Origin of the sequence: Variovorax sp. YR216, from assembly GCF_900107745.1 — a bacterium.
In the GTDB taxonomy this organism is placed as follows: domain Bacteria; phylum Pseudomonadota; class Gammaproteobacteria; order Burkholderiales; family Burkholderiaceae_C; genus Variovorax.
The window spans coordinates 386,294-397,950 of record NZ_FNRO01000003.1 but is presented as its reverse complement, the minus strand read 5'-3'; the positions used below and the strand labels follow the sequence as shown (position 1 = coordinate 397,950).

General features: G+C 65.4%; 12 protein-coding genes. 3 read left to right on the top strand and 9 right to left on the bottom strand.

The annotated features are described in order from the left end of the window. The first annotated feature begins 50 nt into the window (after positions 1-50). Positions 51-893: a GNAT family N-acetyltransferase gene (locus BLW05_RS11735; RefSeq protein WP_093162706.1), complete on the top strand. Its 843-nt coding sequence runs from the start codon at positions 51-53 to the stop codon at positions 891-893. A gap of 142 nt (positions 894-1,035) precedes the next feature. On the opposite strand, the gene BLW05_RS11730 is transcribed toward BLW05_RS11735, so the two are convergent. The 5 genes from BLW05_RS11730 to BLW05_RS11710 form a co-directional block, all read right to left on the bottom strand. Next, the gene (locus tag BLW05_RS11730) at positions 1,036-1,773 is read right to left on the bottom strand and encodes an amino acid ABC transporter ATP-binding protein (RefSeq protein ID WP_093163150.1); all 738 of its coding nucleotides are present in this window, start codon (positions 1,771-1,773) and stop codon (positions 1,036-1,038) included. A gap of 30 nt (positions 1,774-1,803) precedes the next feature. Then, the gene (locus BLW05_RS11725) at positions 1,804-2,469 is read right to left on the bottom strand and encodes an amino acid ABC transporter permease (protein ID WP_093162705.1); all 666 of its coding nucleotides are present in this window, start codon (positions 2,467-2,469) and stop codon (positions 1,804-1,806) included. A gap of 1 nt (position 2,470) precedes the next feature. Continuing rightward, positions 2,471-3,196 (bottom strand): amino acid ABC transporter permease, encoded by a 726-nt coding sequence (locus tag BLW05_RS11720; RefSeq protein WP_093162703.1) that lies wholly within the window; start codon positions 3,194-3,196, stop codon positions 2,471-2,473. A gap of 90 nt (positions 3,197-3,286) precedes the next feature. After that, positions 3,287-4,189 carry a transporter substrate-binding domain-containing protein gene (locus tag BLW05_RS11715; RefSeq protein WP_093162702.1) on the bottom strand — a complete coding sequence of 301 codons (903 nt, stop codon included), beginning with the start codon at positions 4,187-4,189 and terminating at the stop codon, positions 3,287-3,289. A 344-nt stretch (positions 4,190-4,533) separates the two neighbouring features. Further along, on the bottom strand, positions 4,534-5,508 hold the full coding sequence (locus BLW05_RS11710; protein WP_093162700.1) for a LysR substrate-binding domain-containing protein: 975 nt from the start codon (positions 5,506-5,508) through the stop codon (positions 4,534-4,536). Positions 5,509-5,546: 38 nt separating this feature from the next. On the opposite strand from BLW05_RS11710, the gene BLW05_RS11705 reads away from it, so the two are divergent. Then, complete coding sequence (locus BLW05_RS11705) at positions 5,547-7,001, top strand: amidase (RefSeq protein ID WP_093163149.1); 1,455 nt, start codon at positions 5,547-5,549, stop codon at positions 6,999-7,001. On the opposite strand, the gene BLW05_RS11700 is transcribed toward BLW05_RS11705, so the two are convergent. Both BLW05_RS11700 and BLW05_RS11695 read right to left on the bottom strand, forming a co-directional pair. Then, positions 6,998-7,936, bottom strand: coding sequence for a 2-hydroxyacid dehydrogenase (locus tag BLW05_RS11700; RefSeq protein WP_093162699.1), 939 nt, complete (start codon positions 7,934-7,936; stop codon positions 6,998-7,000). The genes BLW05_RS11705 and BLW05_RS11700 overlap by 4 nt on opposite strands. A 21-nt stretch (positions 7,937-7,957) precedes the next feature. Continuing rightward, entirely contained in the window at positions 7,958-9,790 is a 1,833-nt protein-coding gene (locus tag BLW05_RS11695) for an ABCB family ABC transporter ATP-binding protein/permease (RefSeq protein ID WP_093162697.1), read from the bottom strand. A gap of 40 nt (positions 9,791-9,830) precedes the next feature. On the opposite strand from BLW05_RS11695, the gene BLW05_RS11690 reads away from it, so the two are divergent. After that, complete coding sequence (locus BLW05_RS11690; RefSeq protein ID WP_093163147.1) at positions 9,831-10,253, top strand: acyl-CoA thioesterase; 423 nt, start codon at positions 9,831-9,833, stop codon at positions 10,251-10,253. A 13-nt stretch (positions 10,254-10,266) separates the two neighbouring features. Here the strand turns inward: BLW05_RS11690 and BLW05_RS11685 are convergent, their stop codons facing one another. After that, positions 10,267-11,031 carry an enoyl-CoA hydratase gene (locus BLW05_RS11685; protein WP_093162696.1) on the bottom strand — a complete coding sequence of 255 codons (765 nt, stop codon included), beginning with the start codon at positions 11,029-11,031 and terminating at the stop codon, positions 10,267-10,269. A gap of 26 nt (positions 11,032-11,057) precedes the next feature. Beyond that, positions 11,058-11,651 (bottom strand): 2-hydroxychromene-2-carboxylate isomerase, encoded by a 594-nt coding sequence (locus BLW05_RS11680; RefSeq protein ID WP_093162694.1) that lies wholly within the window; start codon positions 11,649-11,651, stop codon positions 11,058-11,060. Positions 11,652-11,657 lie beyond the last annotated feature (6 nt).

The window sequence follows — 11,657 nt, the reverse complement described above, 5'->3', positions numbered from 1 at the left end:
ATCTGGAAATTCGGTCACACCATAGGCCCTTCACCCGGAACAATGCACCCATGGACGTTGCAATCCGCACACTGCAAGGCGACGAGATCCAGCTCGCGATCGACGCTGCTGCGCGCGAAGGCTGGAATCCCGGCCTGCACGACGCGCGCTGCTTCCATGCAGCGGACCCGGAAAGCTTCCTAGTGGCCGAACACGAAGGCCTGCCCGTCGGCTTCATCAGCGCGGTGTCGTATGCGGGGCGGTTCGGCTTCATCGGCCTGTACATCGTCGCGCCGACCTGGCGCGGCCGCGGCATCGGGATGCAGCTCTGGAAGGCCGGCATGGGACGGCTCAAAGGACACGTCGTCGGACTTGACGGCGTGCCGGCGCAGCAGGACAACTACCGGCGCAGCGGATTCGAGCTCGCGTGGAACAACGCACGTTTTGCCGGCGTCGCACGGACGACCGTCGACAGGGGCCCGCAGATCGTTCCTCTCTCCACGATCGATTTCGACGTGCTCTGCGCCGACGATCGCCGGGTGTTCCCTGCGCCGCGCGAAGCCTTTCTCCGCAGCTGGATTGCGATGCCCGAATCGACCGGCCTCGCATGGATGGACCAGGACCGACTCGCAGGCTGGGGCGTGATCCGGCGATGTCGCGAGGGGCGCAAGATCGGCCCGCTCATCGCAGAAAGCCCCGACGTCGCGAACGCGCTTTTCGATGCACTGTGCGCCAGCGTGCCGGCCGGTGACACGGTCTATCTCGACGTTCCTCTGCCCAACGCCGATGCGGTGACGCTGGCCGAAGCGCACGGCATGCAAAGCGTGTTCGAGACCGCCCGCATGTATGCGGGCCCGGCGCCGGCCTGCGAACTCGAACGGGTCTACGGCATCACCACCTTCGAACTCGGGTAGTCCGAATGAAAAACGCCCGTCGATGACGGGCTCCCTTCGTGAAACACCGCGGAACCGGCTTAGCCGGGCCGCGCTGGTGTTGCCCCCGGGTAGGGGGTTGGCGAAGCGACACGAAGTGCGCGCAGCCTGGGGGCGAGCAACGTCAGTGCTGCAGGATCTTGTTGAGGAAGTCCTTCGTGCGCGGCTGACGGTTTTCGGGATGGCCGAAGAACTCGTCCTTCGAACAATCCTCCAGGATGCGCCCACCGACGTCGATGAAGATCACGCGGCTTGCCACCTTGCGCGCGAAGCCCATTTCGTGCGTGACCACCATCATCGTCATGCCTTCCTTGGCGAGCGCGACCATCACGTCGAGCACTTCGCCGACCATCTCGGGATCGAGTGCCGACGTGGGTTCGTCGAACAGCATCACGATCGGGTCCATCGACAGCGCGCGAGCGATCGCGACGCGCTGCTGCTGGCCGCCGGAGAGCTGTCCCGGGAACTTGTCCTTGTGCGCCATCAGACCCACGCGGTCGAGCATCTTCAGGCCACGGACCTTGGCCTCGTCGAGGCTGCGCCCGAGCACCTTGACCTGCGCGATCGTCAGGTTCTCGGTCACCGACAGGTGCGGGAACAGCTCGAAGTGCTGGAACACCATGCCGACCTTCGAGCGCAGCTTCGGCAGGTCGGTCTTGGGGTCATTGACCTTGGTGCCATTGACCGTGATGTCGCCCTTCTGGAACGGCTCCAGCGCGTTCACGGTCTTGATGAGCGTGGACTTGCCCGAGCCGGACGGTCCGCACACCACCACCACATCGCCCTTCGCGATGCTCACCGAGCAGTCGTTGAGCACCTGCACGGGCCCGTACCACTTGGAAACGTTCTTGATTTCGATCATGTTCTCGGCCATGACTTTCCCTTTCGGTGTTCAGCGAATGATGGCGATCTTCTTGTGAAGACGCTTGACCAGATAAGACAGCATGTAGCACAGGATGAAGTACAGCACCGCCGCCATCAGGTAGGCCTCGATGGGCCGGCCGAAGTTCTTGCCGGCGGTCTCGAAGCCCTTGAGCAGGTCGTAGGCGCCGATGGCATACACCAGCGACGTGTCCTGGAACAGGATGATGGTCTGCGTCAGCAGCACCGGCAGCATGTTGCGGAAGGCCTGCGGCAGCACGACCAGCGTCATGTTCTGCTTGTAGGTCATGCCCATCGCCTGCCCCGCGAAGACCTGGCCGCGCGGGATCGACTGGATGCCCGCACGCATGATCTCGCTGAAGTAGGCCGCCTCGAAGGCGATGAAGGTGATGACGGCCGACACCTCGGCGCCGATCGGGCGGCCGATGATGAAGGGCACCAGCAGGAAGAACCACAGGATCACCATCACCAGCGGAATGCTGCGCATGCCGTTGACGTAGATGGCCGCGGGCGCGTCCAGCCACTTCTTGCCCGACAGGCGCATCAGTGCCAGCAGCGTGCCGAAGAAGATGCCGCCCAGGGTGGCCACCACGGTCAGGAAGAGGCTGAAGTACAGGCCCTTCAGCAGGAAGCCGGAGATGACGTTCCAGTTGAGAAGCGTGAGATCGAGGTTCATGTCAGTGCCCTCCCCCGCCGGCGGAGGCAATGAAGCCCGGCACCCGCGTTCTCTTCTCGACAGAGGCCATGATGCGGTTGATCGCGAAAGCCGAGATCACGTAGAGCACCGTGACCGCGAGGTACATCTCCATGGGCCGCGCGGTTTCTTCGCCGGCCTGCATCGCGAACTGCGTCATTTCGGCAATCGACACCGCGAACGCCACGGACGAGTTCTTGAAGATGTTCATCGACTCGCTGGTCAGCGGCGGGATGATGATCCGGTAGGCCATCGGGAGGATCACGTACCGGTAGTACTGCGCGGTGGTGAAGCCCACCGCCATGCCCGCGTAGCGCTGGCCGCGCGGCAAGGCCTGGATGCCGGAGCGCAACTGCTCGGCGATCCGGGCGGACGTGAAGAAGCCCAGCGCCAGCACCACGAGGATGAAGGGCGGCACATCGCGCATCGCCGGGAACAATGCCGGCACCACGTGATACCAGAGGAAGATCTGGACCAGGAGCGGAATGTTGCGAAACAACTCCACCCAGGCGTTGCCGAAGCGGACCCACATCGGGCTGTTCGGCAAGGTCCGGATCACGCCGACGATCGAGCCGAGAACCAGCGCAACCACCAGGGCGCTCAGGGCCACCGAAATCGTCCATCCCCAGGCCGAGAGCAGCCATTGCCAATAGGTCGGGATCTTTCCTCCCGGATCCTGCAGGAAGACCTGCCAATCCCAATGCCCCATCGGGACCTCCTCAATCGTTGTTGGTTGATTGAATTCTGAAAACAAACGCCCGCCGCAAAGGGCGGGCGTTTGTGTTTCAGGCCATGCCGATTACTTCTTGTTGAAGTCTTCCATCGGCTTGTTGTTGGGGTTCGCCCATGCCGCCTTCGTGGCTTCCGACAGCGGCAGGCCGACCTTGGTGTTGGTCGGCGGGATCGGCTGCATGAACCACTTGTCGTAGAGCTTGGCCAGCGAGCCGTCGGCGATCTGGCGCTTGATGCTGTCGTCCACCGCCTTCAGGAAGGCCGGGTCGTCCTTGCGCACCATGCAGGCAATGGGCTCGATCGACAGCGGCTCGCCGACGATCTTGAAGCCGGCCGGGTTCTTCGACTTGGCGATGTTGCCGGCGAGGATCTGACCATCCATCACGAAAGCGTCGGCACGGCCGGATTCGAGCAGCAGGAAGCTGTCCGCGTGGTCCTTGCCCATGACTTCCTTGAAGTCGATCCCCTGCGCGCGCTCGTTCTTGCGCAGCGTCTGCACGGAGGTCGTGCCGGTGGTGGTGGCCACCGTCTTGTTGTTGAGGTCCTTGATCGAGGTGATGCCCGAATCGGCCTTGACGGCGATGCGCACTTCCTCGACGTACGTGGTCACTGCGAACGCGACGTCCTTTTGGCGAGCCGTGTTGTTGGTGGTGGACCCGCACTCGAGATCGACCGTGCCGTTCTGCACCAGCGGGATGCGATTCTGCGACGTGACCAGCTGGCGCTTGATGTCGAGCTTGGGCAGGCCAAGCTGCTTCTGGATGTCGGCGAGGATGTGCTCGGACATCTCGGTATGGAAGCCGACGTACTTGCCATCGCCAATGGTGTAGGCCAAGGCGCCGGACGAGTCGCGCACACCCATGGTGACGCTGCCGCTCGCTTTGATCTTGGCGAGGGTGTCATTGGCCTGTGCAAACGCTCCGCTCGTGGCGAGAGCCAAGACGGCCAATGCCAATACCTGCTTCTTCATAGGGACTCCTGAGTGACTGAAAGGTAGGTCGGGATTCTAGACATTCACATTCTTTGGCAAACCGGGTCGAACCCGGTGCATTCACGCACCGATGTGGACGCATTCCGCGTGCAGAAGCGTCCCACATGAGCGATGCAAAACATCCGGCCCGTGCTCTTGAAGCAGCCTTTGTGCCCGGTGCGTCGACCTGCTTGAGAGATCGCCTCCCTGCACGCGGGCCAGTGCGACAGCGGAATGCGCGAACTTTAAGCAAGACGAGTCGCCAACGCCAATGCCGTATGCATTGCATGGCATGCGGCCACTACATAGATTTGTGCAACGCACAAACGAGCGCGGAAACGCGCTCAGCGGGCTGGCTGCGTCTGGACCAGATAGGCCCACAGCGCTTCGACCGTGCCCTTGGTCTGCGCCGGCCCGGACTCGACCTTGCCCGTGCGGTTCGCGCCCTTGGCCGACGCGGATGGGCGCTCGCGGTACGCACGGATCTCCATGGTCGCTTCGAGCCGGTCGATCTCCGGCGGCAGCGCGCTCACCAGCGTGCGGGCACGGGCCTCCTTGCGCACCGCGCTTTGGGGCAGGAAGGCGATGCCGTGTCCTTCGAGCGCCATGACCTTGAGCCCCTCGGCCATGTCGGTTTCGTAGACGCGATCCAGGTGGATCGCGGTGCCCGACTCCTTGAGCAACTGGTCGACCACGCGCCCGAGGTAGGCCCCCGGCGCATAGCCCAGGTACGGCAACGGCTGACCCGCGCGCCCCGGGAGACGGAAGCGCGGGGCGCCATCGGCATCGGGCTTGACCCACGGCGCCACGACTTCCTCGCCGAGGCTCACCATCTCGTAGCGGTTGGCGTCGAGCGGCAACGGCTGGGAGGGGTGGTGGTACGCGATGAGCAGATCGCAACTGCCCTCGACCAGCCGCAGCACGGCATCGTGCACGTTCAACGCGATGAGGCGGCTCTTCATCGGCCCGAACTGCTCGCGCAGGCTCGTCACCCACGAGGGGAAGAAGGTAAAGGCCAGCGTGTGCGGAACGGCGAACTCGATCACGTCCTGTGCCGCGGCCGAATGGCCACGCAGCATGGCGCGCGTGCTCTGCAGCGCCTGAAGCATCTCGATGGCCTGGCCGTAGAGCGTCTGGCCCGCCGGCGTGAGGCGCGTCGGGTAGGAGCTGCGGTCGACCAGGTCGGTGCCGGCCCACCCTTCGAGCGCCTGGATGCGCCTTGAAAAGGCCGGCTGCGTCACGTGCCGCAACTGGGCCGAGCGGCTGAAACTGCGCGTCTCGGCAAGGCTGACGAAGTCTTCAAGCCACTTGGTTTCCATGAATGCCGATTATGCGAGCGCTGCGACATACTCCGGTCATGCGCTGCGCCGACCTGCTCGCCCTTGACGCTACCACCCTGTCTCGCCGCATCGCGGCGCGCGACATATCGTGCCGAGAGCTGATGGCGGCCGCGCTGGCACGGATCGACGCACTCAATCCGCGCTTCAACGCGATCGTTTCCCTGCGCGATCCGGCGCAATCGCTGGCCGAAGCCGACGAGCGCGATGCGCAGCTCGCCCGTGGCGAGCGCCTCGGATGGATGCACGGATTTCCGCTCGCGGTGAAGGATCTGAGCCACGCGGCCGGACTGCCGACATCGATGGGCTCGCCGCTCGCCCCGCGCACACCGGCGCGCGCGGACAGCCTGCACGTCGCCCGCGCACGAAGCGCCGGCGCCATCGTGATCGGCAAGACTAATACGCCCGAATTCGGCCTCGGCTCGCACACCTACAACACCGTGTTCGGCACGACGCTGAACGCCTTCGACTCGGCAAAGAGCGCCGGCGGCAGCAGCGGCGGTGCCGCGGTCGCGCTGGCGCTCGGCATGCTGCCGGTGGCCGACGGCAGCGACATGATGGGATCGCTGCGCAATCCGGCCGCCTTCAACAATGTGATCGGCTTTCGTCCCTCCCGCGGCCGCGTGCCGGGTTCGCCGGACGAAGAGCTCTTCTTCCAGCAACTGGGTTGCGAAGGGCCGATGGCCCGCACCGTGGAGGACGCCGCGCGGCTGCTTTCGGTGCAGGCGGGCTTCGACCGGCGCGTGCCGCTCTCGCTGCCGGACGGCCTGCCCTCGCCCGATGCGCTGCGGCTCGACGGCGATACGAAGGGCCTGCGCATCGGCTGGCTCGGCAGCATCTGGCCGGACCTGCCTCTGGCGCCCGGGGTACGCGAACTGTGCGAGCGCGCATTGAAGACCTTCAGCGATCTCGGCTGCATCGTCGATGCGTGTCAGCTCGATGTGCCCCGCGAGCAAAACTGGACCGCCTGGCAGCACCTTCGGCAGATGCTGGTCGGCGGCAAGCTGGGCGCGGTGTATGCCGATCCGGCCTTGCGCAAGCGACTCAAGCCCGAGGCGCAATGGGAAGTCGAGCAAAGCCTGAAGCTCGATGCGGCGGCGATCTATCGGGCGAGCGTGTATCGCTCGAATGTCTTTCGCGCCTTCGTGCGGGCGTTCGAGAGCTTCGACTTCGTGGTCGCGCCGACGGCGCAGGTCTTTCCCTTCGATGCGCAGTTGCCGTGGCCCGACAAGGTCGGCGAGGTGGCCAGCGACACCTATCACCGCTGGATGGAGATCGTCACGCCATTCACGTTGGCCGGGCTGCCCACGCTGAACCTGCGCGCGGGCTTCGGGGACGGCGGCCTGCCGATGGGTCTCCAGCTCGCGGGGCCGATCCACAGCGATCTCGCGGTGCTGCGGCTCGGCGACGCTTACGACAGGGCCTGCGGCTGGCGCGACGTGCGCCCGCCGGTGCTCGACGAACTGCCGGCCTAGACCGGGGAGACGACGCCGCGGCCGGCGAAGTGCCCTTCGGCGTTCTCCATGAACCGGTTCACCGACGCCTGCGTCGCCTCGGGCGACCAGCCGGCCATGTGCGGCGTGAGCAGCACGTTCTCGAGGCCGATCAACGGCTCGGGGCGCTTGGGCTCGCTCTCGTACACATCGAGCCCCGCACCGGCGATGCGGCCTCCGCGCAGCGCCTGCGCCAGAGCCTCGGTATCGACGACGCTGCCGCGCGAGATGTTCACCAGATAGCCATCCGGCCCGATCGCGTCGAGCACCTTGGCGTTGACCAGATGCTGCGTACCCGGGCCGCCCGGCGTCGCCACGACCAGCACATCGGCCCACTCGGCCAGCGCCTGCAGGTTGTCGAAATAGCGATGCGGCGAGCCTTCGCGCGGCTTGCGGTTGTGATAGCCGACCGGCATGTCGAACCCCGCGGCGCGCTTGGCGATCTTCTGCCCGATGGTGCCGAGCCCGAGGATGCCCAGCTTCTTGCCCGAGACATTCGGCGGCTGCGGAATCTCCTCGCGCCAGATGCCCTCGCGGCACTGCCGGTCGAGCGTGCGAATGCGCCGCACGATGCCGATCAGCAGGCCGAAGGCATGGTCCGCCACGCAGTCGTCATTGGTGCCGGCGCCATTCGCGACCACGATGCCGCGCGAACGCGCCGCGTCCACGGCGATGCGCTCATAGCCCGCGCCCATCGCGCACACCAGTTCGAGCCGGGGCATCGCCGCCATCTCTTCCGGCGTGAGGCCGATGACGCCGATGGTCAGCACGGCGCGGTATTTCGCGCCGTGCGCGGCGATCGCCGCCGCGCGCTCGGCCGGCGTGGGTGCGTAGGTCATGTCGTAGACCGCCGCGATCCGCGCCTGGTGCGCGCTCGAAAGACTGTTCAAGACCAGAAGGGGAATCTTCCCGGACATTCAAGCAACTCCTCAAAGAAATCAAAGCACGGGCTCGGCCTCGAGCTTCTGCAATGTCCACATTTGCGCGTACTTGCCCTGGCGGGCCAGCAGGTCGGCGTGCGTGCCGCGCTCGACGATCACGCCGCTCTCCAACACGAGAATCTCGTGCGCATCGACCACCGTCGAGAGCCGGTGCGCGATCACCAGCGTGGTCTTGTTGCGCGCCGCGCTCTTGAGCTCGGCCTGGATCGCGCGCTCGTTGGCCGAATCCAGCGCCGAGGTTGCCTCGTCGAAGATCACGATCGGCGGATTCTTGAGCAGCGTGCGCGCGATCGCCACGCGCTGCTTCTCGCCGCCCGAGAGCTTGAGCCCGCGCTCGCCGACCATCGTGTCGTAGCCCTTGGGCGTGTGCGCGATGAAGTCGTGGATCCGTGCGGCGCGCGCGGCCTCTTCAACCTCTTCGCGGCTTGCACCGGGGCGGCCGTAGGCGATGTTGAACTCGATGGTGTCGTTGAAGAGCACCGTGTCCTGCGGCACGATGCCGATCGCCTGCCGCACGCTCGCCTGCGTCACCTTGCGGATGTCCTCGCCGCCGATGGTGATGCGGCCCTGCTGGACGTCATAGAAGCGATAGAGCAACCGCGCCAGCGTCGACTTGCCCGAGCCGGACGGCCCGACGATCGCCACGGTCTGGCCCGCGGGAATCTCGAAACTCACGTTCTTCAGGATCGGCCGCGCGGCTTCATAGTGGAAGTTCACGCCCTCGAAGCGCACCGTCGAATCCATGCCCGCCAGGGGACGCGCGCCCGGTGCATCGCGCACCTCGCGCTCCCTTTCGAGCAGCACGAACATCTTGTCGAGGTCGGTCAGGCTCTGCTTGATCTCGCGGTAGATCACGCCGAGGAAGTTCAGCGGAATGTAGAGCTGGATCATGAAGGCATTGACCATCACGAGATCGCCCAGCGTCATGCGCCCTTCGACCACGCCTTGGGTCGCGCGGTAGAGCATCGCGACGAGGCTGATCGCGATGATGACCTGCTGGCCCGCATTGAGCATGCTCAGCGTGGTCTGGCTCTTCACCGCCGCGCGGCGGTAGCGCTCCAGGCTCGCGTCGTAGCGGCTGGCTTCGAAGTCCTCATTGTTGAAGTACTTGACCGTCTCGTAGTTGAGCAGTGAATCGACGGCGCGGCTCTGCGCCATCGTGTCGAGCTCGTTCATCGTCTTTCGGAACTGGGTGCGCCACTCGGTCACCGTCACGGTGAAGCTGATGTAGAGCACCAGCGCCGCCAGCGTGATCCAGACGAAGGCCGAGTCGAACTTCACCCCGAGCACGGTGAGCACCAGCGTCAGCTCGATGATCGTCGGCACGATGCTGTAGAGCGACATCGAGATCAGCGAATGCACGCCGCGGGTTCCGCGTTCGATGTCGCGGGTCATGCCGCCGGTCTGCCGCTCCAGGTGAAAACGCAGGCTCAGCGCATGCAGGTGGCGAAATACCTCCAGCGAGATTCGGCGCGCCGCGCCTTCGGTCGCCTTGGCGAACACCAGTTCGCGCAGCTCATTGAAAACGGAGGTCGAAAGCCGCAGCAACCCGTAGGCCAGCAGGAGCCCGACAGGCACCACCAGCAGCGAGGCCGCACTGCCGGGCTTGATCGACATCGCATCGACCAGGTTCTTGAGCAGCACCGGCACGCCGACGTTCGCGACCTTGGCGCCGACCATGAAGGCCAGCGCCGCGAGCACGCGCCACTTGTACTGCCAGAGATAGGGAAACAGCCTGCGAAGCGTCGCCCAGTCGGAGCGGTCGCTCCGCGCGGGCTCGCCGGCCGATACGTGATGAGGGGATGAAATGGCTTCGCCGCTGCGGCGCATGGGAGACAATCGTGGGTGTTTGTTTCACCAGATTGTGCCCATGTCCGCTTCTCCCAGTGCCAATGTGGCCGCCACCCTCAAGAGCCTGCCCGCCGACATGGAGTTGGTGCTCAAGGTCATCCCGATGCCGGCCGACTGCAATGCCAACGGCGACATCTTCGGCGGCTGGGTCATGGCGCAGTGCGACCTGGCCGGCTCCGTGATCCCGGCGCGCCATGCCAAAGGGCGCATGGCGACGGTCGCCGTCAATGAGTTCATCTTCAAGCAGCCCGTGCGGCTGGGCGACATCCTGTCGTTCTACTCGAAGCTCGTGAAGATCGGGCGCACCTCGATCACGGTCACGGTCGAGGTGTTCGCCGAGCGATTTCACTCGCAGGGCGAGTACATCAAGGTGACCGAAGCCACCTTCACCTACGTCGCCATCGACGACAACGGAAGGCCGCGCCCGGTCGTCCAGGACTGAGCGCGGGCGCGGGTCAGACCTTCGAGAAGTCGGGCTTGCGTTTTTCCATGAAGGCCGTGAAGGCCTCGCGGGCGGCCGGCTCGCGCAGCATGCGGCCGAAGCTCTGACCTTCCTCGGCCATGCGCTCCAGGACGGCGGATTGCTGGGATTTCTTCATCAGACGCTTGGTCTCGATCAACGCGCTCAGCGGCTTGGCTGCCAGCTTGCGCGCCTGCGCCTGGGCGATCGCATTGCACTCGGTCGGCGGCACCACGCGGTTGACGAAGCCGATCTCGAGCGCCGCCTCGGCCATGAAGGGGTCGCCCAGCAGGAGCGCCTCGGCCGCACGGTGATAGCCGAACATCTGCGGCACCAGCAGGCTCGACGCCGCTTCGGGGCACAGGCCCAGGTTCACGAAAGGCATCGAGAAGGCCGCGTTGTCGCCTGCGTAGACGAGGTCGCAGTGGAACAGCAGCGTGGTGCCGATGCCCACCGCCGGTCCGCAGACCGCCGCGACGATCGGCTTCGGAAAGCCCGCAATGCCGCGCAGGAAGCGGAACACAGGCGACGCCTCGGTGGAAGGCGGCGCGTTGAGGAAGTCGCCGATGTCGTTGCCGGCACTGAAGATCGTGGCGTCGCCCTGGATCAGCACGGTGCGCACTGCGCCGTCCTGCTCGGCCTTCGCGAGCGCATCGGCGAGCTCGGCGTACATCGCGCTGGTGATCGAGTTCTTCTTGTCGAGGCGGTTGAAGGTGATGGTCATCACACCGGCTTCGGTGTGGACGAGGATGTCGCTCATGGTGAGTCCTTGTAAAAAAAGCGCGATCAGGCGCCGAGCGCCTCGCGCACGAAATCGAGTCGGTCCTGGCCCCAGAACATCTGCTGGCCGACGAACATGGTGGGCGCGCCGAACACGCCGCGCTCCACCGCTTCCTGCGTGGCCGCCTTGAGGCGGTCCTTGACGTCCTGGGCGTTGGCCAGGGCCAGCATTTTCGCGGCATCGAAGCCGGCTTCCTGCAGCACCGCACCGACTGTCGCTGGATCGTTCAGGTTGCGCGGCTCCACCCACATGGCGCGGTACATCGCGTCGACATAGGTCGGGAAGCGTTCGGCCTCATGCATCTGCAGGCCGACGGCGCCTCTCATCAGCAGCAGCGTATTGACCGGGAAGTTCGGGTTGAACTGGAAAGGCACACCGTAGCGCCGCGCGAAGCGCGCGAGGTCCTTCATCATGTACGGCCCCTTGGCAGGGATCGTCGCCGGCGAGTGGTTGCCGGTTGCCTGGAACACGCCGCCGAGCAGCATCGGCTTCCAGACCAGTTCAGCGCCCGCCTCCGCGCAGAGGCGCGGCAGTTGCGTGGCGGCCAGGTAGGAAGCGGGGCTTCCGAAGTCGAAGTAGAAGTCGACCGATTTCGTCATGGACTC